The sequence below is a fragment of the Rhodococcus sp. NKCM2511 genome (assembly GCF_014905595.1).
Lineage (GTDB): Bacteria > Actinomycetota > Actinomycetes > Mycobacteriales > Mycobacteriaceae > Rhodococcoides > Rhodococcoides fascians.
Genome location: NZ_BNHJ02000004.1, coordinates 182,232 through 207,330, shown reverse-complemented (window position 1 = coordinate 207,330; position 25,099 = coordinate 182,232). Strand labels below are relative to the sequence as shown.

25 protein-coding genes and 1 riboswitch are annotated in these 25,099 nt (G+C 66.2%); of the genes, 19 read left to right on the top strand and 6 right to left on the bottom strand.

The window, feature by feature from the left end; all coding sequences use genetic code 11:
* The first annotated feature begins 29 nt into the window (after positions 1–29).
* From JLZ96_RS23025 to JLZ96_RS22970, 12 genes are all read left to right on the top strand, one after another.
* Positions 30–1,088, top strand: coding sequence for a 2,3-butanediol dehydrogenase (locus JLZ96_RS23025; RefSeq protein ID WP_201011348.1), 1,059 nt, complete (start codon positions 30–32; stop codon positions 1,086–1,088).
* Complete coding sequence (locus JLZ96_RS23020) at positions 1,085–1,852, top strand: acetoin reductase (RefSeq protein WP_201011347.1); 768 nt, start codon at positions 1,085–1,087, stop codon at positions 1,850–1,852. The genes JLZ96_RS23025 and JLZ96_RS23020 overlap by 4 nt, the downstream gene beginning before the upstream one ends.
* 44 nt (positions 1,853–1,896) lie before the next feature.
* Positions 1,897–3,225, top strand: a complete 1,329-nt coding sequence (locus tag JLZ96_RS23015; RefSeq protein ID WP_094693648.1) for a GAF domain-containing protein — start codon at positions 1,897–1,899, stop codon at positions 3,223–3,225.
* Between the two features lie 21 nt (positions 3,226–3,246).
* Complete coding sequence (locus tag JLZ96_RS23010) at positions 3,247–5,304, top strand: FUSC family protein (RefSeq protein ID WP_201011346.1); 2,058 nt, start codon at positions 3,247–3,249, stop codon at positions 5,302–5,304.
* A gap of 34 nt (positions 5,305–5,338) precedes the next feature.
* Positions 5,339–5,965, top strand: coding sequence for a HEAT repeat domain-containing protein (locus JLZ96_RS23005; RefSeq protein ID WP_201011345.1), 627 nt, complete (start codon positions 5,339–5,341; stop codon positions 5,963–5,965).
* Positions 5,966–5,974: 9 nt separating this feature from the next.
* Positions 5,975–6,976 (top strand): HEAT repeat domain-containing protein, encoded by a 1,002-nt coding sequence (locus JLZ96_RS23000; RefSeq protein ID WP_201011344.1) that lies wholly within the window; start codon positions 5,975–5,977, stop codon positions 6,974–6,976.
* Complete coding sequence (locus JLZ96_RS22995; protein ID WP_027494396.1) at positions 6,973–7,320, top strand: plastocyanin/azurin family copper-binding protein; 348 nt, start codon at positions 6,973–6,975, stop codon at positions 7,318–7,320. The genes JLZ96_RS23000 and JLZ96_RS22995 overlap by 4 nt, the downstream gene beginning before the upstream one ends.
* A gap of 13 nt (positions 7,321–7,333) precedes the next feature.
* Entirely contained in the window at positions 7,334–7,738 is a 405-nt protein-coding gene (locus JLZ96_RS22990) for a DUF2752 domain-containing protein (RefSeq protein WP_201011343.1), read from the top strand.
* A 113-nt stretch (positions 7,739–7,851) separates the two neighbouring features.
* The gene (locus JLZ96_RS22985; protein WP_048316611.1) at positions 7,852–8,049 is read left to right on the top strand and encodes a hypothetical protein; all 198 of its coding nucleotides are present in this window, start codon (positions 7,852–7,854) and stop codon (positions 8,047–8,049) included.
* 137 nt (positions 8,050–8,186) lie between these two features.
* Positions 8,187–8,843, top strand: coding sequence for a GntR family transcriptional regulator (locus JLZ96_RS22980; protein ID WP_201011342.1), 657 nt, complete (start codon positions 8,187–8,189; stop codon positions 8,841–8,843).
* Positions 8,840–10,090: an MFS transporter gene (locus JLZ96_RS22975; RefSeq protein ID WP_201011341.1), complete on the top strand. Its 1,251-nt coding sequence runs from the start codon at positions 8,840–8,842 to the stop codon at positions 10,088–10,090. The genes JLZ96_RS22980 and JLZ96_RS22975 overlap by 4 nt, the downstream gene beginning before the upstream one ends.
* A 70-nt stretch (positions 10,091–10,160) precedes the next feature.
* Positions 10,161–10,880 carry a hypothetical protein gene (locus JLZ96_RS22970; RefSeq protein WP_201011340.1) on the top strand — a complete coding sequence of 240 codons (720 nt, stop codon included), beginning with the start codon at positions 10,161–10,163 and terminating at the stop codon, positions 10,878–10,880.
* On the opposite strand, the gene JLZ96_RS22965 is transcribed toward JLZ96_RS22970, so the two are convergent.
* Together JLZ96_RS22965 and JLZ96_RS22960 are read right to left on the bottom strand one after the other, a co-directional pair.
* Positions 10,795–12,132 carry a M1 family metallopeptidase gene (locus tag JLZ96_RS22965; protein ID WP_032364488.1) on the bottom strand — a complete coding sequence of 446 codons (1,338 nt, stop codon included), beginning with the start codon at positions 12,130–12,132 and terminating at the stop codon, positions 10,795–10,797. The two genes, JLZ96_RS22970 and JLZ96_RS22965, sit on opposite strands and share 86 nt — an antisense overlap.
* 6 nt (positions 12,133–12,138) lie before the next feature.
* Positions 12,139–16,083 (bottom strand): Pls/PosA family non-ribosomal peptide synthetase, encoded by a 3,945-nt coding sequence (locus JLZ96_RS22960; RefSeq protein ID WP_236254220.1) that lies wholly within the window; start codon positions 16,081–16,083, stop codon positions 12,139–12,141.
* A 195-nt stretch (positions 16,084–16,278) separates the two neighbouring features.
* A riboswitch (SAM riboswitch) is annotated at positions 16,279–16,394 on the top strand.
* 54 nt (positions 16,395–16,448) lie between these two features.
* Between JLZ96_RS22960 and JLZ96_RS22955 the strand changes: the two genes are divergently transcribed.
* Together JLZ96_RS22955 and JLZ96_RS22950 are read left to right on the top strand one after the other, a co-directional pair.
* Entirely contained in the window at positions 16,449–17,780 is a 1,332-nt protein-coding gene (locus tag JLZ96_RS22955) for an aminotransferase class V-fold PLP-dependent enzyme (protein WP_201011339.1), read from the top strand.
* Between the two features lie 154 nt (positions 17,781–17,934).
* The gene (locus JLZ96_RS22950; protein ID WP_201011338.1) at positions 17,935–18,438 is read left to right on the top strand and encodes a hypothetical protein; all 504 of its coding nucleotides are present in this window, start codon (positions 17,935–17,937) and stop codon (positions 18,436–18,438) included.
* Positions 18,439–18,449: 11 nt separating this feature from the next.
* On the opposite strand, the gene JLZ96_RS22945 is transcribed toward JLZ96_RS22950, so the two are convergent.
* The 3 genes from JLZ96_RS22945 to JLZ96_RS22935 are packed head-to-tail and all read right to left on the bottom strand — an operon-like array spanning position 18,450 to position 20,955.
* Positions 18,450–18,923 (bottom strand): YbaK/EbsC family protein, encoded by a 474-nt coding sequence (locus JLZ96_RS22945; protein ID WP_032364486.1) that lies wholly within the window; start codon positions 18,921–18,923, stop codon positions 18,450–18,452.
* A gap of 53 nt (positions 18,924–18,976) precedes the next feature.
* Positions 18,977–19,948: an allantoicase gene (alc, locus tag JLZ96_RS22940; RefSeq protein ID WP_201011337.1), complete on the bottom strand. Its 972-nt coding sequence runs from the start codon at positions 19,946–19,948 to the stop codon at positions 18,977–18,979.
* Between the two features lie 11 nt (positions 19,949–19,959).
* A complete protein-coding gene (locus JLZ96_RS22935) occupies positions 19,960–20,955 on the bottom strand; it encodes a hypothetical protein (RefSeq protein ID WP_032373856.1) in 996 nt (331 codons plus the stop codon).
* A gap of 72 nt (positions 20,956–21,027) precedes the next feature.
* Here JLZ96_RS22935 and JLZ96_RS22930 point away from each other — a divergent pair, with 72 nt between their 5' ends.
* Entirely contained in the window at positions 21,028–21,672 is a 645-nt protein-coding gene (locus tag JLZ96_RS22930; RefSeq protein ID WP_179273890.1) for a TetR/AcrR family transcriptional regulator, read from the top strand.
* A 28-nt stretch (positions 21,673–21,700) separates the two neighbouring features.
* On the top strand, positions 21,701–21,925 hold the full coding sequence (locus JLZ96_RS22925; protein ID WP_027494384.1) for a DUF6480 family protein: 225 nt from the start codon (positions 21,701–21,703) through the stop codon (positions 21,923–21,925).
* Between the two features lie 10 nt (positions 21,926–21,935).
* On the opposite strand, the gene JLZ96_RS22920 is transcribed toward JLZ96_RS22925, so the two are convergent.
* Positions 21,936–22,433 carry a 2-oxo-4-hydroxy-4-carboxy-5-ureidoimidazoline decarboxylase gene (locus JLZ96_RS22920; protein WP_032386065.1) on the bottom strand — a complete coding sequence of 166 codons (498 nt, stop codon included), beginning with the start codon at positions 22,431–22,433 and terminating at the stop codon, positions 21,936–21,938.
* A 120-nt stretch (positions 22,434–22,553) separates the two neighbouring features.
* Here JLZ96_RS22920 and JLZ96_RS22915 point away from each other — a divergent pair, with 120 nt between their 5' ends.
* The 3 genes from JLZ96_RS22915 (at position 22,554) to JLZ96_RS22905 (ending at position 25,054) form a co-directional block, all read left to right on the top strand.
* The gene (locus JLZ96_RS22915; RefSeq protein WP_032373857.1) at positions 22,554–23,381 is read left to right on the top strand and encodes a crotonase/enoyl-CoA hydratase family protein; all 828 of its coding nucleotides are present in this window, start codon (positions 22,554–22,556) and stop codon (positions 23,379–23,381) included.
* Between the two features lies 1 nt (position 23,382).
* Entirely contained in the window at positions 23,383–23,847 is a 465-nt protein-coding gene (locus JLZ96_RS22910) for a MarR family winged helix-turn-helix transcriptional regulator (protein WP_032369382.1), read from the top strand.
* A 130-nt stretch (positions 23,848–23,977) separates the two neighbouring features.
* The gene (locus tag JLZ96_RS22905) at positions 23,978–25,054 is read left to right on the top strand and encodes a GGDEF domain-containing protein (protein ID WP_032369418.1); all 1,077 of its coding nucleotides are present in this window, start codon (positions 23,978–23,980) and stop codon (positions 25,052–25,054) included.
* Positions 25,055–25,099: the final 45 nt, after the last annotated feature.

Below are 25,099 nucleotides of genomic sequence, written 5' to 3'. Positions count from 1 at the left end.
GCATCCAATTCAGTCAGGAGTGAGAACCGATGCGTGCAGCTGTGTATTACGGCCCGAACAAGGTGGAGATCACCGACGTACCCGAGCCGAATCCCGGTGCGGGGCAGGTCAAGGTCAAGATCGGGTTCAACGGAATCTGCGGAACCGACCTACACGAGTACTACGCCGGCCCCATCTTCATCCCCACCTCGCCGCATCCGCTGACCGGCCAGGAGATGCCCCTCGTGCTCGGACACGAGTTCTCGGGCACGGTCACCGAGCTCGGCACGGGTGTCACCGGCATCTCGGTCGGCGATCGCGTTGCCATCGAACCGCTCTACCGCTGTGGACACTGCGGACCCTGCCGGGCAGGTAACTACAACATCTGCGCGCAGATCGGCTTCCACGGACTGATGTCCGACGGCGGAATGGCCGAATACACCGTGGTCCCCACGGACATGATTCACGCCCTACCCGACAACGTCTCCCTCGAACTCGGTGCCCTCGTCGAACCGATGTCGGTTGCCTATCACGCTGCGACGCTGGGCGATCCGAAGCGCGAGGACACCGCGATGGTGTTCGGTGCCGGCCCCATCGGTATCGGCCTGTGGTTCGCGTTGCGCGGTAAGGGACTCGACAACGTCTACGTCGTCGAACCGTCGCCGACGCGTCGCGCCTCGATCGAAGCGCTCGGTGCCAAGACCCTCGACCCGACGGCAGTCGATGTCCCCGCGTTCATCGCCGATCTCACCGATGGCAACGGGGCCGACGCCATCTACGACGCGGCCGGTGTGCAACCGGCCGTCGAGACCGCGCTGGGCTGCATCGGTGCTCGCAAACCGCTCGTCAGCGTCGCAATTTACGAAAAGCCGCTCACCACACCGCTGCAGAAGCTCGTCATGAACGAATCCCGCATCCAGGGATCGCTCTGCTACACCTCCGCCGATTACGAGGCCGTCATCGATCTGATGAGCCAGGGCCACTACGACACGACGGGCTGGGTGGACAAGATCACGCTCGACGGCGTCATCGACGACGGATTCGAGGCGCTGCACGCAGGCACCAAGATGAAGGTTCTGGTCGACCCCTCGACGGGTGCACCCGCATGAGCGCGGTGTTGGTGACGGGAGCCGGTCAGGGAATCGGACGGGCGATCGCGTTGCGGTTGGCCAACGACGGGCACGACATCGCGCTGGTCGACCTGGCCGAGGACAAGATCGCCGACGTGGCCGACGAGGTGCGTCGAACAGGCTCGAAGGCAACGACATTCGTCGCCGACGTCAGTGATCGCGATCAAGTGTTCGCGGCCGTCGAACATACCCATCAAGCGCTCGGCGGCTTCGACGTCATCGTCAACAATGCCGGTATCGCACAGGTCGCGCCGCTCGACGACGTCCGCCCGGAAGACACGAAGAAGATCTGGGCCGTCAACGTCGACGGGGTGCTGTGGGGAATTCAAGCTGCGGCAGCCACATTCAAGGCGCTCGGCCAGAAGGGCAAGATCATCAACGCTTCCTCGATCGCAGGCCACGACGGGTTCGCGATGCTCGGGGTCTACAGCGCAACGAAATTCGCAGTCCGGGCATTGACCCAGGCTGCGGCCAAGGAGTACGCCTCGGACGGCATCACCGTCAACGCGTACTGCCCCGGCGTAGTCGGCACCGACATGTGGGTGACCATCGACAAGCGCTTCGCCGAGCTGACCGGTGCCGCGGAAGGCGAGACCTACGACAAGTTCGTCGGCGGTATCGCTCTCGGTCGGGCGCAGACTCCCGAGGACGTCGCCGCGTTCGTCTCGTATCTCGCCGGACCCGACTCGGATTACATGACCGGCCAAGCACCGTTGATCGATGGTGGTTTGGTCTACCGGTGACCCCGCATGAATCCGCTTTGTGAGCTGGAGCACAATTGACAGCGATGACGCAGTCGACAGGCCCTGAACCTGCGCTGGCGGCCGGCGAAGACCCGCGCCGCTACGCGCAGATTCTCACTGCCGTGTACGACGCGACCATGACCGGCGGGAAGTCTCCCGCGCGTCCCCGCGAGGTCATCGGCGACTCCTGGCGGCGGTTGCAGACCCTCGGTATCGACCCCGAACTGGGCAATCCTGCCGAGAGACAGATGGACGCGTCCGATCTCGAGTTCAGTCGACGGGAATCGGGGTTGTTCGACATTCTGGACGACCTCGCCCGTGGCCTGGAATCGGTGGTGCAGGACGGCGACAACATTCTCGTCGTCGCCGATCGGAACGGTCGAGTGCTGTGGCGCAGCGGATCGACGTCGGTGCTCGACCGCGCCGATGGTCTCGGATTCGTCGAAGGGGCCAACTGGGCCGAGGATTCGGTGGGCACCAATGCCATCGGGACAGCATTGGTCTCACGCCGCGCGGTGCAGATCTTCTCGGCCGAACACTATGTGCGCAGCCATCATTCGTGGACCTGCGCCGGAGCGCCCATTCGCGATCCGCGTACCGGCCAGGTGCTCGGAGCCATCGACGTCAGCGGGCCGGCCAAAACGGTGCACCCCACCACCATCGCCCTGGTCGACGCCGTGGCGAGGTTGGCGGAATCGCAGCTGCGCGAGATTCACCGAACCACCCTGGATCGACTGCGTTCGGTGGCCGCACCGATGCTGGCGCGCCTGCAGTCCCCGGCGCTGGCCGTCGACGCGAACGGGTGGGTCGCGGCCGTCGAATCGGTGGCACTGCGCAATCGCATCCTGCTGCCCGAGGACCTCGCGACGGGACGCTTCTGGCTGCCGAGCCTCGGCGTGTGCGACTTCGAACCCCTGCCCGGTGGATGGCTGGTCCGCCCGACTTCCTACGGTCGTTCCGCCGGCTCCACTCCTGGCGAATCGGCGGACTCGTTCGTCGCGGAGTCCGGTAACACGACGACGATTCGCATCGACCTGCGCGATTCGCAGAAGCCTCGTATCGAGGTGCGGAGCGAGGTGGGAGAGTGGACCCACGAGCCGACGCCCCGGCACGCCGAGATTCTCTACCTGCTGGCCATCCACCGGCAGGGACGCACCGCGTCGCAGATGGCTGCCGACCTCTTCGGCGACGACGGCCGCGCGATCACCGTGCGGGCCGAGATGTCCCGCCTGCGCAAACACCTCGCCGGCATCATCTCCACCCAGCCCTACCGGCTGGACGAGTCGGCGACGGTCGACGTGATCACGCCTGCGGACATGAACAGGCTGCTACCGCATTCGTCGGCCCCCGCTATCCGGGCCGCACGGGGCTGAGCCGTAGCGCAGAATCGGGGAATGAACCGCCTCGCCCGCATCCTCGACGCGTCGGATCCCGGGCAGTTACGGCTGCGCGGTGCCTCGGCGACGACGCTGACGGTGTTGCTCGCGATGGTGGTCCTGCTGCTCGGTACTCGCGCCATCGGCCAGCCGGTGACCGTGGCGATGCTCGGCACCGTGGTGGCGATGCAGGCGTCAGCGTCGGTCAAGGACAAAGACCAGCACAGCCGGCTCGTCACCACCGCCCTGATGGTGCTTCCCTCCTCGGCGGCAGTGACGGTCGCGGCGCTGCTCTCGCGGCTCGGCGCGGTGGCCGACGTCGGATTCATCGCGGTGTTGTTCGCGGCCGTATGGGTGCGCAGATTCGGACCCCGTGGCACCGCGCTCGGCATGGTCGCGTTCATCTCGTACTTCTTCGCGTTGTTCCTTCAGGCGACCCCGGGGCAAGTGCCGATGCTGATCGCGGCGATCGTCGGCGGAGTGCTCATCGCTCTGTTCGTACGGGCGGTGGTCTTTCCGGACCGACCGATCGTGGAGGTGCGGCGGCTGCTCTACGCCATGCGAGCGGTATCGGAATCGGTGCTCGCAGCGGCATCGGCGCGTGAGGACCGTGATCTGGAACTGTTGCGGCGCAGGCTCGATCGGCTCGGAAACACCGCCCTGATGATCGACGACTGGCTCGACCGTCACGACGCGGGACAACTGCTCAGCGTGACGAGTACCGATCTGTCGCTTCGTGTGTTCGACGCCCAGATCGCCACCGAACAACTCGTCAGCTCACTGTGGGCTCTCGATCCCGCCAAGCCGTGGCCGACCGCGCTGGGGCAAGCGACCACCGCGCTGGGATCGTGCCTGCAGAACGCCCCGTCCGCCGAGCAACTCAAGGCCGCCCGACGGTTGGCCGCCACGGCGGCCGAGCGCGCCGACCCGTCGACCCCCGCCGGTATCGCGACGGTGTCCGCGCAACGAGCGGTGCAGGCACACATCGCCATTCATCACATCACCACCAATGCGGTGGCTGTCACGTCGAGCCCTCGACAGGCTGCTGCCGAGCCGTCGGACAAGGACGAGCCTGCCGGCCTGAACCCCAGCACCAAGGCGGCAATCCAGGTTGCTGTCGCGACCAGCGCGGCAACGGTATTGGGGGAGCTGGTCTCACCGGATCGTTGGTACTGGGCCGTGCTGACGGCGTTCCTGGTGTTCACCGGGGCGTCGACGCGCGGCGAGATTCTGACCAGAGCCGGCCAACGCATCCTCGGCACGATGGCGGGAGTGCTTGCGGGAGTGGTGATCGCGGCACTCGTCGGCAATCACCAATCCGTTCAGCTGGTGCTCATCGTCGTCTGTGTGTTCTTCGCGTTCTACCTGGTGACCGTCGCGTATGCGCTGCTGTCGTTCTTCGTCACCATCCTGCTCGCGATGCTCTACGGGCTGCTCGGCACGTTCAGCATCGAGGTTCTCGAACTACGGATCATCGAGACTGCAGTGGGTGGAGCCGTCGGTATTGCGTCCGCCTACTTCATCTTCTCGACCGGGACGCGAAAGACATTGGTGGACAAAGTCGATACGTATCTCGACCAATTGGACGCCCTCATCGACACCAGCGTCGAATCGGTGATCACCCCAGGAAACGCCACCGACCTCGTGGCGTCGACGCGCACGCTCGACAACGCGCTGAAGGAGGTCGTGACGGCGGGGAAGCCGCTCGTGCTCGGGCCGACGACCCGCAGCCGGCGAGGGGCGAAGCGATTATTGCGGGTGCTGACCGTCAGCGGCCGATCCGCCCACGCACTCGCGCGAGCCGGAGTGCTGGCGTCGCGTGCCGAACCGGACTCGGCACCCTCGGCGGATACTGCCCACGCCCTGCGCGACGCCGCGGCGCTGGTGCGGGACACCGCTCGGCAGGTCGAGGCAGCGATTGCGGGAAAGCGGGTGGATCAGCCCGAGAAGGTCACCGACACAACGGTGTTGGACGTGTTGCTCACCAGCGCGAACTCGCCCGGCCCGGTGCGGGTCGCTGTGCGGGCGCTGAACATCATGAATCGGACGCTCGCGGACGTCCTGACCCGGGCTTGACCTTCACACGGTGACAAGGTCTTGGCTGACGGCCATGATCGACTCACTTCGGCACCAGAACTCTTCCGTGCGGCTACGGGCTGCGCTCGACATCGGAATATCGAAGAACCCAGAACTCCTCGACGCGCTGCTCGAGCGTTGCGCCGCCGAACCGGATTTTCAGGTTCGAGAGATGTTGACGTGGGCATTGATTCGTCTCCCCGCTGCGTCGACGGTGCCCAGGCTGATGCATGAAGTGCGCACCGGCGGCGCACAGGCTCGCAGTCAGGCGTTGCACACGTTGTCGAAGGTCAAGGACCGGTCGGCCTGGCCGGTGATCACCGAGCCGCTCATCTGCGACTCCGACGACGAGGTGGCCCGGAGCGCGTGGCGGGCGGCGGTCGTCCTGGTCCCCGACGGCAGCGAGCAGTGGTTGGCGACGATGCTGTCCACTCAGCTGGGGCGAGGCGGGCGGGAGTTGCAGCGCAGCCTCAGCCGCGCACTGGTGGTACTCGGGTCGGTGATCGAGCCGATGGTGCGCGAGGCCGCGTCGAGCAAGGATGTTGCTGTTCGCGCGCACGCGCTGGCGACGGAGTCGCTGCTGCGAGACCCCGACAGCGGATTTGCGTTGTTCGAGGCCCAGCGCGTCGATGCACTTGGCGCAGCCGACCCGACGGGGTGAGATAGGCAGATGTTGATCGGTGAGGTGGCGCGGCGGTCCGGGGTCAGCGCGCGCATGCTTCGGCACTACGACCGGCTCGGGCTCGTGCAGCCGACCTCGCGGACTGGCACCGGATACCGCGAATACTCTCCGGCCGACGTGCGTCGTCTGTTCCACGTCGAATCGCTCCGGTCGCTCGGGTTGTCCCTGCACGACGTCGGGCGTGCACTGGACGATCCGAGTTTCGAGGCGACGGGACTCGTCGACGAGCTGGCTACCCGAGCCGAAGAGCGCATCGCGCGAGATACCGAGCTGCTGACGCGGTTGCGTCGCATCGGAAGCGCCCGACCGGAGGATTGGGAGGACGTACTCGGTGTCATCGGCATGCTCGGAGACCTGGACTCGGTGAGCGCGGGGAAACGGCAGTCTGCGGCGTTGGCATCCGTCGGAGATCGCCCCATCCCGGCCGAGGCTCTGGCCGAGGCGGTGCTGCGCGAGCCCGCCACCAACGTCGCCGGCGCGCTGCGATGGGCACTCGCGCAGACCGGGAGCGACGCCGTCGCGGCGCTGCGGGAGGGCCTCGACTCACCGGATCCCGAGGTGCGTCGCCGCGCCGTCGATACCGTCGTCGAGATTCCGCATCCCGACGCCACCGACGTGCTGCGGGAGGCGCTGGGTCACGAGGACGGTCAGGTGCGACGACTCGCGGCGCTGGAACTGGGTGTCCGAGGAATCGTCGACGCGATTGCGGTGCTGATCGAGATGGTCCACGAGGGTACGAACGATGTGGACGCGGCAGACGTGCTCGGTGAGCTCGGATATGCAGACTCCACGGTCGCGGCCCTCATGGACGGCCCGAGAGAGATTCCGGCGCGCCTACGGGTGACCCAGGCGCTGGCCAGCATTCCGGGTTCGGCGGCGGCGCAGGCTCTGCGTGAGCTGACTCAGGATGAGGACCGCTCGATCGCGCTGACGGCGACGTACCTGCTGGATCGGAGAGAGCGAGCCGCTTCGGTACCGTCGGAGTCATGAAGGCACTCGGACTGCTCGCGGCACTGTCGATCACATTGGCCGCGACTGCCTGCTCCACCTCGACCACCCCGGCCGCACCCGCCGAGCCCGCTGCCGAGAATCAGGTGACCGTCGCCGATCGGATGTTCACACCGCAGACCCTGACGATCACTGCGGGCGAGACCGTGACGTGGGTGTTCGCCGACCGCGCGATGGCACACAACGTCGTCGCCGACGACAAGTCGTTCCGCAGCGAACTGATGCAGTCGGGGCAGTTCACCCATACCTTCGACACCGCGGGCACCTTCACCTACCACTGCACCCCGCACCCCGACATGACCGCGACGATCATCGTCGAACCGTGATGGACTGCTAGTCATGGCAACCCGGACGCGCGGCATCGCCGCACCTCTCGGCGTCGGCCTGGCCGCAGTCGGCGGTGCTGTGCTGCTGCACGTCCGCGATCCCCGAACCTCGACGTACCTGCCGTGCCCGTTCCACGCCCTCACCGGACTGTGGTGCCCGGGATGCGGCGCGACCAGGGCTTTCGGCGACCTCACTCGCGGAGACATCGCGGCTGCCGCGTCGAGCAACGTCGTGGCGTTAGTGCTCGGCATCGTCGCGGTCGGTATCTGGGCCGCGTGGCTGCGAGCACGATGGACGCAGACGCCACTGACGCTGCCTCGTCCCAATCGCCCGACCGTCGTCGTCGGGGTTGCCCTACTGGTCTTGTTCACCGTGGTGCGCAACACTGCGTGGGGCACCGCCCTCGCCCCGACCTGACATCCCTAGGAGGCTGCTGTGCTGCTGCAAATCTTCTCGATCATCGTGCTGCTGGGCGTGCTCATCGCGCTCATCCCCACGGCCCGACGCGTCTTCAAGAAGGGTGACGACGAATGAGCGACTCACTGCGAGATCGGGTGCGAGCGAAACTGCTCGCCCAGATCGCCGACGACGGGGGCACGGCCGCCGAGCAGGCAGAGGGCGACGACCCCCGCCTGAACGCACTGCGCGACGATCTCGAAGCACTCGACTCGGCCCCCGACGGAGACCCGGTGATCGACGACATCGCCGCCAGGCACTGGGTGCCCTGACCGCTGGCTTCTCGCGACTCCCCTCGGTGAGTCAATGTGACATGTGGTGGCCTTTTCGACGGTCAATGTCACGTTGAGTGGACCGTCTGGAGAGGTCGAGTTGGGTGGACTGCTGAGGCGCATCTAGTATCTATGTTGTGTCCGAGACGAGATCCGCAGCCGATACGGCGTACCTGACTGTCAAGGAGCTCATCATTTCGGGGGAACTTCCCGGTGGTGAGCTCGTCAGTGAAGGGGAGATCGCGACGCGGCTCGACATCAGCCGCACACCGGTCCGCGAGGCGTTCCTTCGCCTACAGGTCGAGGGATGGATGCGCCTGTATCCCAAGCGCGGGGCGCTGGTCGTCCCCATCGCGGTGGGTGAGGCGGAGAGCGTCGTCGACGCAAGGCGATTGGTCGAGGCCGGCAGTGTTCGCGCCTTCGTCGGCGATGCGGATGCCCGCGCACGAGTGGTCGAGGCGCTACGCGACAACCTGCGAATCCAGGACAAGCTGGCAGTCGACGGCACCGCAGCGGAGTTCAGTGCCGCCGACGCAGATTTCCATCGGACCGTCGTCCGCGCCGGCAACAACCCGTTGCTCGACGCGTTCTACGACGGACTTCGCGAGCGACAGCGACGGATGACAGCGGCATCCCTGACCCGTGACCCGGGTCAGATCTCGCGCATCGTCGACGACCACCGCAGACTCGCCGACCTGATCGAAGCCGGGGACGCAGACGAATTCGAGCGAGCCGTCGAACAACACATGCTCAGGGTGCACGGCTTGCGCACAGACAGAGGGGGAACACGATGACCGAGGCCATGATCGACGACGACGTCCGACAGACGACGGCCAAACGCTGGCTGTTGGTTGCCGTCGGCATGTTCGCCGTCGCCTGGGGCGGCAACGAATTCACACCGCTGCTGGTGATGTATCGACTCGACCACGGCTTCTCTGCCGTGGTGGTCGACACGTTCCTGTTCGCGTACGTTCTGGGCATCATTCCGGCGATGCTGATCTGTGGTCCGTTGTCCGATCGACTCGGCCGACGCCCGATCATGTTGCCCGCGCCCGCAATTGCCGCTGCCGGTTCCATTCTGATCGCCCTCGGACCCGACAACGCCTACATGCTCTTCGGTGGTCGTGTGCTCAGCGGTATCGCGCTCGGAATCGGCATGGCCGTCGGCGGCAGCTGGGTCAAGGAACTCTCCGGTCGCGACGCCACCGCCAAGCCCGGTGCCGGAGCGCGCCGCGCCGCGATGTCGTTGACGGCGGGCTTCGCCCTGGGAGCCGGAGTCGCCGGTGTGCTGGCGCAGTGGGCACCCTGGCCGACGCACCTCGCGTACAGCGTGCACGTGCTGATCTGCATCGCCGCGTTCGTCGGCATGCTGTCGGTCCCCGAGACACGCAGCGCCGCAGCATCATCGGGAAGGAAGAGCCTCGTCGACGATCTCAGAATTCCGTCGGCGTCGCATCGACGCTTCCTGTTCGTCGTGTTGCCCTTGGCCCCATGGGTTTTCGGTGCGGCCAGCGTCGCCTATGCGGTGCTGCCGTCTCTGATGGCCGACGCGTTGGCCGACGAGCCCGGTGGCGGTTACCCCGTCGCCCTGTCCGCGGCGATGGCGGTGATCGCCCTCGGCTCCGGTTTCGCGATCCAGGCAGTCGGGCGTCGGATCGACACACCCGCCAATGCGCGCGGCGCTCTGGTTGCGCTGTCTCTGTTGGTGGTCGGTATGGCTGTCGCGGCGTGGGCGGCGTCGGTGCTCACCATCGCCGCGGCATTGATCGCGGCAGCGGTGCTCGGTTGCGGATACGGCATGGCGCTGGTTTCGGGTCTGCAAGAGGTGCAACGCATTGCGGGCCCCGACGATCTCGCCGGCCTCACCGCTGTGTTCTATTCGCTGACGTATCTCGGCTTCGCGGTACCCGCTGTGCTGTCGGCGCTGACCGAGACCTGGCCAGGGGTGGTCACGTATCCGATCATCTTCGGATTCGGCGCGGTGATGGCGGCACTGTGTGGCCTGGTGGTGCGATCGAAAACGTCCGCTCACCTGCCCTAGGGGTCGTGCGCGTTGTGCGTACCTGGAGGGACGCACAACGCGCACGAAGGAGGCTAGGATCAGCGCCATCATGGTGCAGTCCTCGCGCACGGTCCCGCCGTATCGGGTGCCCCCGACAGCTTTGGTAGCTGCTGCCACGGTCTGGAATCGACGCGAAGCGTACTGGTTTCTCGTCGCGGTGATCGTGCCTGCCGCCTGCTGGTCGAGGTATCCCGCGCTGGTGCCGTACATGTTCGCGATCGTTCTGTTCGGGGCTCTGGTGTTTCGCTACCGACGGATCGCCTCGTGGGTGTCGATGCTGCGCTGGGGAGTGATCGCACACGTCGAGACCGTGGACACGGCACTACGCGGCGATCGCAACCTCCGACTCGCACACGCCACCGGGTGGAACGTCCAACGACGTTGGTACACAGGATCATTAACGGAATCCACGGTGCGCTATCGAGCGGGGGATGCGCGCGGGCACCTGTTCGTTCGGGGACTGCCGTTCACCACCGGTGTGGTGCTCGCGCACTCGAAACAACCGGCTTCAGCGATGGTCATCAGCGACTTCCCCTGCGATCTGCAACTGGACGGCAAGGGGCGCTGGGCGGCAACGTTCCCGCAAGGATTCTGGCGACAGGCATCTGCGACGGTCGCGCTGTACGGCTACGCCGTGGCAGGCCTCGCGGTCTCGCTCGGGTATAGCCGATTGCCCGCTGAATCTACGGCAACGACGGCAATTGCGTATCCACAAGCCATGCGTCCCACAGGGTTCGGGGGCAACCGAAGCGAGAGGCGAGGTCGGTGAAGTCGGCGGTCGCCACGGTGGAGTAGCGGTATTTGGAGGTCCATTCCTGGATCAGGCCGAAGAATCGTTCGTCGCCGATGGTGCGTCGCAGTGCGTGCAAGGCCAGCGCGCCCCGCTTGTAGACGCGGTCGTCGAAGATGCGGGCGGGCCCGGGATCGGTGAGCTGCAGATCCATCGCGAGCCCTCGCTGAATGGTGTGAGCTCGCTTGGCCTTGTCGTGAGCCGTTGCGCCGCCGGAGTTCTCGGCCCAGATCCACTCCGAGTAGCAGGCGAATCCTTCGTGCAGCCAGATGTCTGCCCACTTGCCGAGGGTGAGGGAATTGCCGAACCACTGGTGCGCCAATTCGTGTGCAACCAGGCGCTCGTAGTACCGGGAACCCGAACAGTGGTTCGCACCGAAGATGGACAGGCCCTGCGCCTCGACCGGGATTTCGAGATCGTCGTCGGTCACCACCACGGTGTACGCCGCGAAAGGGTAAGGGCCGTAGAGCCGTACGAAGGTGTCCATCATTTGCGGTTGACGGCCGAAGTCGTGATCGAACTGTGCTCGTAGCCGCGGGGGCGTGATCGCGTTCATCGGCACCGGTCCCGGGCTCACGACGCGATGCTCGTACGGCCCGATCTGGATGGTCGCGAGATAGCTGGCCATCGGCTCGGGCTGCTCGTACACCCACGTGGTCCGGCTGGCCCGGGTCTGCTTGCGTACCAACGTGCCGTTGGCCACCGCGTAGTACGGCGAATCGGTGGTGATGGTGATGCCGTAGCTGGCTTTGGACACCGGGTGGTCGTCACACGGAAACCACGACGCGGCACCGTTCGGCTGACTCGCGACGATCGATCCCTCGGTGAGCTCCTCCCAGCCGACCTCACCCCAGAAACCGTTGATGGGCTTGGGTGTTCCGCCGTACGCCACCGTGACCACCAGTGCCGCTCCGGACGCAATGGGCTTGGCGGGAGTGATCTTCAGCTTGCCCCGCTGGTGGCTGAACTTCACCGAACGTGACCCGTTGACCGACACCTTCGACACGTTCATCGCCGGGCCGAGATCCAACGCGAATTTCGAGACCGTCGCCGTGGTGACCGCGGTGATCTTCGCCTTGCCCGTCAATCGGTTGCTCTCGACCTTGTACTCGAGGTCGAGTTCGTAGCGCGAGACGCGATAGCCGCGATTGCCGTTCTGCGGAAGATACGTATCGATCGGATTGTCACTGGAGTCGACGTCGAACACCGGTGCCACGAGCCTGTCCGGCATTGAAGATCACCCCTCGTTTCGGTCGTCGCGAATCCGCGGAAAGGGATCACCCTTGGCCCACGGCGCGATCGGATTGCCCTGCCAACGAGTATGCGCGGGAACCGTATCGCCGCGCATCACCAGAGAGGCAGGCCCCACCGTCGCACCATCACCTATACCCGATGCAGGCAAAGCGACACAGTGCGGTCCCAGGGTTGCGCCTCTGCCGAGATCGACGGTGTCCATGGACATGATCCGATCATGGAACAGGTGCGTCTGCACAACGCACCCTCGGTTCACCGTCGCACCGTCGGCCAACGTCACGAGGTCTGCCTCGGGGAGCCAGTATGTCTCGCACCACACACCTCGACCGATGTCCGCCCCGAGCCACCGCAGCCACATGTTGAGCACCGCGGTGCCCTCGGCAGCGCGCGCGAACCACGGTGCGGCGACGGTCTCGACGAACGTGTCGGCCACCTCGTTGCGCCAGACGAACGAACTCCACAGCGGATGATCGGTCTTGCCGATCCGGCCGACCCACAGCCACTTCGCGGCCGCCGACACAGCTGCAGCCACGAAGCCGGCGACGAGCAACACGACACCGCTGAGCGCGGCAGCGAGCCAGTAGCCGATCGAGTCGGCAATCGCGGTCAGTCCGAACAACACGCCGAGCCCGATACCGAACGTCACGACGACGGGAATCAGCCGGCACGTCTCTACGAGTGAACGGGCGATCTTCAACTTCCGAGGCGGGTCGAACGTGCGCGACGAGTCGGCACTGCCGGCCGCGCGGCGCAACCGGACCGGTGGACTACCGAGCCATGACGAGCCCGACTTCGCCTTGTCCGGAGTTGCCGACAGCACCGCAACGAGACCGTTCTTCGGGACGGTCCGCCCCGGTCCCGTCATGCCGGAGTTTCCGAGGAACGCCCGCTTGCCCACCTTGGCGTCGCCCAGGTGCATCCAGCCGCCGCCGAGTTCGTAGCTCGCGACCATGGTGTCGTCGGCGAGGAACGCGCCGTCGGCGACCGTGGTGAACTTGGGAATCATCAGCACTGTCGACGCCTCGACGTCCTTGCCGATCTTCGCGCCCAGCAACCGGAGCCAATGCGGTGTCAGCAGCGACGCGTAGAGCGGGAACAGGAAGGTGCGCGCCGAATCCATCAGGCGTTCGGTGGCCCACACCTGCCAGCCGATGCGGCTGCGCACGGGGTGATAGCCGCCGACGAGCCCGATGCCGAGCAACCGGACCGCGACGACGGTGATCAGCGCGAACACTGCCAACGACACCAGAGTGGCGACGGGCAGCATCACCAAGCCGCGCTCGAAGGCCCCCAGCACGGAGTCCGCGGTGTGAATCCACCAGCCCATCAGCACCAGGCTGACGCCGATGGAGAGCAGGGCCATGCCGGAGAGGAACAGCGACGCGACGCCGTAGGCGAACACCCACTTGGTGGCGCGCGGCGGGGTCTCCGCCGGCCACGGATGATCGGCCTTGCCCACTTTCTGCGCGGGCGAGCCGGACCACATCTGGCCGGCCTTGACTCGTCCGACGACGGCGGAGCCGGCCGTCACGACCGCGTTCTTGCCGACCTTGGTGCCGGGCAGCAGCGTGGAGCGGGCACCGACAGTGGCACCCGCACCGATCTCGATGCCGCCGATGTAGACGAGGTCGCCGTCGATCCAATGACCGGACAGGTCGACTTCGGGTTCGATGGAGCAGCCGTCGCCGAGTTCGAGCATGCCGGTCACGGGCGGCAGGGTGTGCAGGTCGACGCCCTTGCCGATCTTCGAGCCGAGAGCGCGCGCGTAATAGACCATCCACGGTGCACCCGACAGGTTGGACGCGCCACTGGCATCGGTCAATCTCGTTGCCGCCCACAGCCTTATGTGCATGCTGCCGCCGCGTCGATATGCGCCGGGTTTCAACCCCGCCAGCAGTATTCGCGAGCCGATCACCGAGATGGCCATGCGCCCGACCGGGGTGATGAACAGGACGAACGCGAGAAGAATCCACCACCACGACAGCGTCGGAGCCCACGGCACGTCGTCGAACCGGGCCATGACGTTGAACAGCAGGCCGAGCCAGGTGACCCACTGCAACCCGGTCAGGGTCGTCAACGGCACGGTCGCCAGAATCTGCGCCCACTGCGCGGTGCGGGATGTCGGTGCCACGTCGCGGGGGATTGCCTCCACGACAGGCTTCAGGTCGTCCAAATACTGTGCCAGAGAACCCAATCGCGGGTGATCGTAGAGCTGCGCGACGGTGATTTCGGGGAACCGCTCGCGCAATGCCGTCACCAGCTGCGCGGCCGACAGCGAACCGCCGCCGTTGGCGAAGAAGTCGGCGTTCTCGTCGTTGACCTGAGCGCCGAGGATGTTGGTCCACAACTCGGCCACCCACCCCGCGGTACCACCGAGCGCCGACGCGCCCGCCATGCCGGGCAGCGGCCACGGGAGCGCATTGCGGTCGACCTTGCCCGAGGTACGTGTGGGCATCTCGTCGACCAGCGCGAGCCGCGGTACGAGCGCCGACGGCAACTGCTCGGCCAACAAGGCGCGCGCGGCCTCCAGGTCGAAGTCGGGATTGGTACTGGCGAGATATCCCACCAGAACCGAGTTGCCCGCAGCGGTCTTGCGGACTGCCGCGGCCGCGCCGCCGACGCCCGGAAGTGCTTGCAGCGCATTGTCTATCTCGCCCAGCTCGATGCGTCGGCCGCCGAGCTTGACCTGGTCGTCGGCGCGGCCCTGGAACAGCAGCCCTTCGAGCTCGAGCTTCACCAGATCGCCGCTGCGATACGCCCGGTCCCACCCGAGAGAGGGCATGGGCGCATACTTCTCGGCGTCCTTGGCCGGATCGAGATACCGGGCGAGGCCGACGCCGCCGATGACGAGCTCGCCCACTTCGCCGACCGCCACCGGAGTGCCCGAGGCGTCGACGACCGCCAGATCCCAACCGTCCAGCGGTAATCCGATGCGGACCGGACCTTTACCGTCCATGATGGACGCGCACGCGACGACCGTCGCCTCGGTGGGGCCGTAGGTGTTCCAGACTTCGCGGCCTTCGACGGCGAGCCGCTCGGCCAGCTCGGGTGGGCATGCTTCGCCGCCGAAGATCAACAGCCGCACCGCTTCCAGTGCCACGGCGGGCCACAGTGACGCCAGCGTGGGTACCGTCGAGACGACGCTGATGTCTCGGGAGACGAGCCACGGACCGAGGTCGAAGCCGGATCGCACCAGAGAGCGCGGGGCGGGTACCAGGCAGGCACCGTGCCGCCACGCCAGCCACATCTCCTCGCAGGAGGCGTCGAACGCGACCGACAGGCCGGCGAGCACTCGGTCTCCCGGCCCCAGCGGATCCTTCTGCAGGAACATCCGGGCCTCGGCATCGACGAATGCCGCGGCGTTACGGTGGCTGACTGCAACACCTTTGGGGGTTCCGGTCGAACCCGAGGTGAAGATCACCCACGCGTCGTCCTCGGGTGTGGGCAGCTCGGGCACCGGAGTACCGGCACCCAGTTCGGGCGCATTCTGTTTCGGCGCGGTGCCGGCAGCGATTCCGCCCGCAGTGACGATGGCCGTCACCTGCGCCTCACCGAAGACCAATTCGGCGCGCTCTTCCGGATCGTCGGCGTCGACGGGTACGTACGCAGCCCCGACATCGAGGATCGACAGAATCGCGACATAGAGCGAGAAGGACCCCGACGGCATCCTGATGCCGACGCGGTCGCCGCGCCGGACACCGGCGTCGGCGAGCCACTGGGCACCCTCGGCGATGTCGTCCAGCAGTTCGGCGTAGCTGACCGACACCGTCCCGTCGTCGATCGCGGGTGCATCCGGGAAGCGATCGGCGGTCTCCTGCAGTACGTCGATCAGTGTGCGGGCCGGCGGGGCAAGGGGCGAGCGGAGAAACGCGGCCGGAGCAGGTGCGATATCCGTGCTCGAACCCGGCAGATCGTTCTCTTGGTGCACAGGCAACCGGGTGTCCTTCTCGTTCGTTGGCAGATGACTCTTGTGGTGCTGGGGAAAGCAGCGCCGTTGGTTATCTCACGTTCTGTTTGCCAGCAGGTGAACGAGCGCGCCTTCCCACCGCGGAAATCCTACTGCTGTGTCGGAGCGATCCCCGGCTTGACAAAACCGTGGCGGGTTTGCCAGTGTCTTGACCACGGTCACGAGTACCAGCATCGAGCCCCGGCTTGCTGGTCGGCAACCCTCCTTCGCGGTGGGGTGCTCCGGGTGACGACCAGGCTGACACCGAAAAATCGGTGCGGCAAGCGCGGACTCGTTCACGAATATCTTCCGTTGCGGGTCCCTCGAACGTGAGGGCTTGATCTGTCATGACGTCTGTACTTTCCCGTCCCTGCACTCCTTTTGCCCCTGTTTCCGGCACGGAGTTGCAGGTTCCGTTGGTTCACGGCGGCACGTGCACCTACGCCAATTTCGATTACGCGGCCAGCGCGCCTGCGCTGTCCGCAGTGACCGATCGGATCGCGGAATTGCTGCCGTTCTATTCGAGCGTGCACCGCGGGGCCGGCTACGCGTCTCGGGTGTGCACCGCGGCGTACGAGAAGGCGCGCGAGACCGTAGCTGATTTCGTTGGTGCACAAACGAATTCAGTGGTCGTGTTCACACGCAACACCACCGATTCGCTCAATCTGCTGGCCGCGTGCGTGCCGGGGGACACCGTGGTGCTCGATATCGAACACCACGCCAACCTCCTGCCGTGGCGCAATCGCCGAGTGGTGGTCGCAGCGTCGACGCTGGCCGAAACGCTCGCCCGGCTCGACGCTGAACTGGCTGCGAAACCTGCTGCGCTACTGGCCATCACGGGTGCATCGAACGTCACCGGCGAAGTGCTCCCCATCGCGCAACTGGCCGATCTCGCGCATCGCCACGGTGCCCGGATCGTCGTCGACGGCGCACAACTCGTTCCGCACCGTCGAGTGGACATCGCCGCACTCGGTGTGGACTATCTGGCGTTCTCCGGTCACAAGCTCTACGCTCCGTTCGGCGCGGGTGTGCTTGTGGGAAGCCGTGATTGGCTCGACGCGGGCGAGCCCCACCTGGCCGGCGGCGGTGCCGTGCGCAGTGTGACGATCGAGCACACCGACTGGGCTCCCGCACCGCAGCGTCACGAGGCGGGAACACCCAACGTGCTCGGAGTCGCCGCGCTGGCGGCGGCGTGCGAGGCCATCGCGTCGTTCGACGAGGATGCCGCGACGGCGCACGAGCGGGAATTGTCCACCCGATTGCGGGACGGGTTGGCCGCACTGAAGGGTGTCGAACTGCTGCAGGTGTGGGCCGACGCGCCCGACGTCGTCGGCATCGTCACGTTCACTGTCGCCGGCCACGACCCCGGTGAAGTGGCGGCGTACCTGTCGGCCGAACACGGCATCGGAGTGCGCGACGGAAAGTTCTGCGCCCACCCGCTGCTGCGCCGGCTCGGTCATGCCGACGGTGCCGTGCGGGCCAGTATCGGTCTCGGCAGTTCCTCGGCCGACGTGGACCGACTCGTCGACGCGTTGGCAGCGTTCGTCGAGTCCGGGCCGACGTGGGCTTACGCCGAAGAAGCCGGGTGGTGGAACCCCGTACCGGACCCTCGTCCCTTCCCCGCCCTGGCCGACGGGGCCGCCGGGGTTGGATCCCCGTGCAGCCCCACAGGCAGTTAGCATGGCGTCATGACCGTGAGTGTCGTGTCGCGTGGCAATCGCCACTGGTGCAACAGGTATGTCGATCTGTGCCGCACTGCGTCCGGGTCGTGTTCGAGTTCGGCTCCGCTCCGACCACATGCGCATCCCGACCGACGAATCAGGACCACCACTCATGTCGCACAATCACACCCGCATAGCCATCGAATCCGCTGACGTCTGGACCGAGCTGACCGTCGGGCCCGAGGTGAACACCGTCAGAATCGTTGCCTCGGACCTGCGGGAAGCTCAGCAGCAACGCGCCCGGTTGCACGCGGAAGCCGTCGACCGCGGTGAATCGGCCGACAATCTCGCGGTCTTCCTCGATCTCGAGATCTACATCGCTGCCGACGCCAGGACGGCCCGTCGGGAATTCGCCGCACTCGACGCGCCGGCAAGCCCGTCGTCCATCCGCTACGTCGGTACCCCGTCGGGACTGGCGAGTTTGATCTCCGACGTCACCGCGGCCGACGTCGCCGACGGCGTGACGCTGCAGGTACACGGCGAGATCGAGCGGCAGTCGATGTTCCTGGCCGCGGGAGTGTTGCCGCTCCTCGAATCGCGCGGCACCCGCCTCGACACCGACGTCGTCGACGCGATCCTCGGCGCACCCCGAATTGCCCCGACCCTTGCTTCCTAGGTCGTTCGAGCTCAGGTGACGTCGATCGCCAGACCTGCGGTGATGCGCAGCAACTCGGTGTACGACGAGCGGAAGATCGTGTCGATGTGCCCGGCCGCGGCCCACAGTTCGGGGTGGGCCGCAAGGTCCTGATCGACGAACGTATCCAAATTCGTCGGATGGCCCACCGGAGCGATTCCCCCGATCGGCTGGCCGGTGGCGTGCTTGGCGGTACGCAGATCGGCCCGGGCGAGCGTGCCGCCGAGACGCTCACCGGTGTGCTCGAGATGAACATTGTGAGCCCCGGACACCAGGAGCAACACCGGCTCGTCGTCGAGCAGAAACACCATCGACTTCACGATCGCACCCACATCGACGCCCAACGCAGCTGCGGCGTCGGCGGCGGTGTGGGTGCCCTCGGGACTGTTCACCACCACCCCGTGATGACCACGAGAAATCAGGGTGTCGGCAACGTGGGCTGCATTCGGATGAAGTAGCCGGGACATGCCCCAACCCTATTGCCACACGACCGTTTACGCAGACAGCTTGCCCAACTGGGTCATTCCGCAGGCTCCACTCCCGCGAGGTCACCGAACAATCTCAATCGCGCCATCCCGCCGTCGGGGAAGATGTCCATTCGCACCTCCGACACCGGAGTGTCGTGGTCGAGAACGAAGCGATGCCGAGTGTCGGGCTGCAGTGTCGTTCGCGGCAGCAGTTCGATCCAGTCGCCGTCGCCCAGTCGCCCTTGCAGGGATGCCGCGCCGGGGGCGTTGCCCAGGAAGCAACTGGTGTCCAGCTCGGCCAGCCGGATTCGGCCCGTGCCGGCGAGCTGCACCTGCACCCAGTCGTTGGCGTCGTTGCGTCGACGCGAGGTCTCCCAGCCTTCGCCCATCGAGCGCGGCGGGCCGGGGAACAGCAGATTGTTGGGGGAGCTGTAGAACATGTTGGAGCAGGCCGAGACGTATGCGCCGTTCTCGAGCGCGGCCAGGTCGACGGGCCCGACGGCGAGGAACTTCGGGTCCGGGACGCCGCGGCCCAGTACTCGCAGCCGAGCGACGCCGCCGTCCGGGTAGATGGACAGCTTGACGTGCGTCCACCGGGCGTCGGACGCGACCTCGATTCGGTTCTCGCTGTCGCCATCGACGGCACTACGGGCGACGATGGTCGTCCATTCCGTCTCGTACAGCTCGGTCGGTGACGGGAATCCGGTCACCTCGGCGGCCTCGATCGAAACTTCCGGCGGATAGTTGCCGGTGAACCAGGACGTATCGACGATGACGGCCGACACGATGCCGGCAGCTCCGAGTCGCACGATCGCCTCGTCGTAGCCGGCCTCGCGTCGGCGCCGCGTCTCCCACCCGTCGTAGATCTGCCCCTTGTGCCCGAACGTCGCGGTCGAGTAGTCGGCTTTGCCCGGTGTGATCAGATTTTCCTTCTCGGCGAACGTCTCGTCGTTCGCCCACACCACTGCGCCACCGAGTGTGCGGACAGCGAGATCGGGCATCGGCAGAGGGAAGGTGGCAGTCATGGGATGCCACTTTACTGGCTCGGCATCGATTCACCGGCGCTGCGACGACGGCGCAGAACCGCTGCCGCAGCCATCAGCAGCACGCCGATCAGGATGTAGAGACCCAGTCCGAGTGCCGGCTGCCCGACCCCCGCACCCGAGAAGTACACGATGCTGCGCACTCCTTCGGTGCCGATGCCCGGGGTGATCCACCGGCCGATCGACGCGTACACATGCGGCAGTACGTTGGCCCCGAAAGCGCCTCCAGCGCTGGGATTTCCGAGGATGACGAACAGCACGATCGCCGCCGGTACCGCAGCCACTCCGATCAGGGCTCGCAGGCCCATCGTGAACAGTCCGGTGGCGAAGACGACCCCGGTGCCCAGCACGGTGAGCGGAAACCAGTGTCCGGCAAAGGTTCCGAGTACGTGGGTGGTCAGCAGTGCTCCCAGTGCGCCCGAGGCAATCGAGTACGCGGCGAGAATGCCGACGTGGACACAGGTTTCGCGTCGGGTCGTCGGTGCCCCGATGAGCAGACCGAAGGCGGCCGCGAGGAGGTAGCCGCCGACGACCCAGCCCACCGACAGGTAGAAGCCGGACAATCCTCGGTTGTCGTGCACGCCGACCGGGATCTCGTCACGCACCACGAATTGGCGTCCCTGAGCGGCATCGACCTCGGTGAAGATCGATTCGAGGGCGGTCGCCACCGAGCTGCCGGCAGCGCTCGCGGTGATCAGTGTGTCGGTGCCGCTCGAGCCGACGACGTAGGCACCGAGGATGTCCCGATCGCGGAGCAGAGTGCGAACCTCGGCGGTGTCCACTGCCGTACGCGCGTCGAGCGGCGCACCGTCGATGGCGTCGAGGCGGTCGGCGGTCTGCTGGTCCAGGCCGGCGGGAAGCCCGGCCTCGGTCACCACGGCGATCGGAATCGCGTGGGGAGTCGGCTGATGGAACGCCGACACGTAGCTGAGGATGAAGCCGAGTTGCAGCACCAGCACTGCGGCGGCGAGTAGTGACATCTTGCGCATGAAAAGTGCTCCTGAACATGTCGAGACTCGAAGACCTTGTCGATACCCGAGGTATTCAATACTCTAGGTATCGTGAATGCCGAGCAGCAAGAAGAGTGGCGATCGACACAGCCACAGCGCAGGCCGCAGCGCACCGATGTGCGAGAGAGACTGCTCGCCGCAGCGGCCGACGAGTTCACCGAGCGCGGATACGCGGCGGCCAAGCTCACCGACATAGCCGATCGGGCCGGCTTCACGAAGGGGGCCGTGTACTCCAACTTCGATTCCAAGCAAGGGCTGTTCGCCGAACTGCTGGCACAGCGCTCACTCGATCTCGCCGCCCGAGTACTCGCTCACGTGTCCGACCTGGACCCGCAGGCGGCTGCGGGAGCCGGCGGCGGCGAAATCGCGTCCTGGGTGGTCGCCGAGCCGCGGTGGCCACTACTGACCGTCGAATTCGGGATTCTTGCGGGCCGTGACCCGGTGGTTGCCGAGCGTTACCGCACCGACCGCCGTGCCCTCCGCTCCGAGCTCGAACGACTCATCGCCGATCGAGCGGTGCAATGGGGTGTGGGGGAGGCGTTCGATGCTCGACGCCTCGCGATGTCCTTGGCTGCGTTGATCTCCGGATTGGCCGTGGAACATTCGGTGGATCCGGAGGAGATCGACCGGTCCGTCATTGCCGATGCCGTGTCGGAACTGTTCGCCGGAGCGATAGCCAGAGCACAGCTCGATTGAGGGCTGCGCTACCGGGTACTCCGGGTTCATGACTGCTCAGAATCCAGAACCCGATGAGACTGCCGGCCTCGAAGCGGGCGGTAGCGTGACGCCGGGCGATACTCCTCCAGCCGAGACAGCAGTCGGTGGGCCCAACCACGAACCGCCGCAGCGCAGCCGAGTGATGCCGATCGTCGTCATCGTTCTGGTGGCATTGTTGGCGATCGTGATCGCCGGTGGCCTGATCGGCCGAGTCGTCGGCCTCTTCGGCTGACCTCGCGGTATCAGTACGGCGGCCAGCCGCCTTCGGGACCCAACAGTCGGCCGAGGCGACGGTGATCGATCTCGACCATCTCTCTGCGCATGACCAGCCGTTCGGTCGGTTCGTCGTTGTCGAGTCGATGGCCGAGCTCCATCAGCACGTCCCTGGGTTCGAAACCGTCGGGAGTCATCATCAGGTTCGAGACGTACCGCCAGCCGAATTTCGATTCGTACGCGCGCGCCGCGGTGCCCAGGGCGCTACGTGATTCTGCGTCCATGGCCGTGCACATCTTGTTCGGCTCGGGCAGCGTCGCGGCCAAGGCGTCGATGACGTTGTCGGACAACTCGTTCAACTCGGCGGCCGCCGCAGTGAACAACTCGTCCCGCGACCGGTACGGCCGGCCGTCGGCGAGACGTGAGGCCCAGGCAACCGAGCAACAGCACTCGTAGAGCGCGTGTACCGCCTTGCGACGCGGCAGATCGTTGAATGTCTCGAGACCCAACCCCTGATGCATCAACATGCATGAATGATGTGGGACCGGAGTCGGCCATTGCCATAGCTGAGCAGGCTCTTAGCGCAGACGTTACTCGGCGTAACACGCCCTGTGGGTACTGCTGCGTCTGCCGCTAGGCTCGCAGGCATGACCGAACGGAACTGGACCGCATTCTCTGTGGAGATCGCAGACCACATCGCGCACGTGACACTTCTCGGGCCGAACAAGGGCAACGCCATGGGCCCTGATTTCTGGAGCGAATGCCCAGAACTGTTCGACCGACTCGATGCCGATCCCGAGGTACGGGCCGTGGTTCTCGCGGGCTCCGGAAGGAACTTCACCTACGGTCTCGACCTGCCGGCCATGGCCGGAACGTTCGGACCGCTGATGGCCGACCAAGCACTCGCCGGACCCAGGACCACGTTCCACGACACCATCAAGACGATGCAGAAGGCCGTCAACGCCGTGGCGGACTGCCGCAAGCCCGTCGTCGCCGCAGTGCAGGGTTGGTGCATCGGTGGCGGCGTCGACCTCATCACCGCCGCCGACGTGCGATATGCCAGCGCCGACGCGAAGTTCAGCGTCCGCGAGGTGCGTGTCGCGATCGTCGCCGACATGGGATCTCTCGCTCGACTCCCCGCGATCATCGGCGACGGCCACATGCGTGAGCTCGCGTTGACCGGCAAGGACATCGACGCGGCGCGCGCCGAGAAGATCGGCCTGGTCAACGACGTGTTCGAGGACCACGATGCCGTCCTCGCGGCCGCCCGCGAGTGCGCCGCGGCCATTGCTGCGAACCCGCCCCTGGTGGTGCAGGGCATCAAGACCGTCCTCGACCATTCCCGGTCGGCGAGCGTCGACGACTCGCTGAGATTCGTCGCGGCCTGGAACGCGGCTTTCCTCGCCTCGCACGATCTCACCGAGGCCATCACCTCGGTGTTCGAGAAGCGTCCGGCCCAATTCACCGGTAGCTGACGTGGTCGAGTACGCCGAAGAGCTGGGTACACAGCTGGTTCGGCTGCAGCGGATTCGGGAGCGCAACATCGCACAGATCTCGTCCTCGGGCGGCGTCGACGGTGCCGCCTACGTATGCCTGTTCCGCCTGCTGCGCGACGGACCGATGCGGTCCAGCGAGCTCGCCGCGATGGTCAACTCGGACCCGTCCACGGTCAGCAGGCAGGTGGGCCAGCTGGTCGAGCGAGGACACGTCGCTCGGGTACCCGACGAACGTGACGGGCGGGCATTCGTTCTGGCCGTCACCCCGTCGGGCGAGGAAGCTGCAGCCGCCATCCAGCAACGCCGCACCGAGAACCTCGGACGAGTCATCGAAGGATGGGCCGAGGAGGATCGGGCGACGCTGGTCGGACTGCTGGACCGATTCTTGACCGATTACGAGACCATCAGACCGGACCTGCCCACTCAACGCCCGGGTAACGTCTGAGCCTCGGACTCCGAGAACTCGGTGCCGACGGTCGAGTCGTTTCGTACGCTCGAGCCCTGCCTCGACGGCCGGGGCGCGACGCCGTCGTACCCAGATGCTCGGACTGCTCGGAACGGACGGAGGGGACGCGGTGCCAACCGATCACGACCTACCCTCCCCGTCGTCCGAGATCGGACCCCGATCGGGCTCGATCCGGCTCGAGCGTCGCGTGGCCAGGGGTATCGCGGTGCTCGTCCCGTCGTTCGGCGTGATCGGCGCGATCATCATGCTGTCGGACGACGGTCCGGTGGGCACGACGGCCGTGCTGATCTGCACGATCGTGCTGCTCTCCACCCTGCCGGTGGGAGCGTGGTGGTGGTTACGGTCGGTGGACGCCTCGCACATGCCCGGATGGTTCGTGATCTATGCGGACGTGGGGGTGTCGGGGCTACTGCTGACCTTTGCGGACCGGGACCTGGCTCTGTACGGGGCTGCCCTGTTCTCGGTGATCGGCACCTACATCGCGTACTTCTCCCGCCGCAACGTACTGAAATTTCACACGGCGTTCGTCAACGCCGTCATTCTGCTGCTCGCGGTTCTGGCCGTCCTCGAACGCCCGGACGACCCGGCCTCGATCGTCGCGCGCGCTCTCGTCACGGTGCTCGTGGTCAACTCGGTGCTCGCCTTTCGCGCCGTCATCCAACGCCAGCTCGACCTCGCCAACACCGACTCTCTGACGGGCCTGCTCAATCGGCGCGGTCTGGAACTGCGGCTCGAGCGGATGCTGGGCAGATTGGCCGACACCGAATCCGTGGCGTTGATGGTGGTCGATCTGGACCAGTTCAAGCGGGTCAACGACACCTTCGGCCACGCGATGGGTGACCGGGTTCTTCGCCGGACAGCGCGGCGGCTGAGCGCTGTCACCGGTAGACGTCCGTGCGTGGCGCGGACCGGAGGTGAAGAGTTCACGATTGCCGTTCCGGTCGACGCCGACTCCGCGAAACACCTGGCCGACGACATTCGCGAGGCGGTGCACGATCCAGGCGACGACGTGCCGGTGACGGTCAGCATCGGGGTCGCGATACTCGATGCCGGCCGGTGGCGGTCGGCCGATTCGTCCTACGAGTCGGCCGAGTTGATGCACAACGGACTGCTCGACGCCGACGCAGCGATGTACGAGTCGAAACACGCGGGTGGAAACAAAGCAACGGTGTACACCGGCACCTGACATGCCGATGTACACCGTTGGTCGTTCCCGAGAAACGTTCTGGGG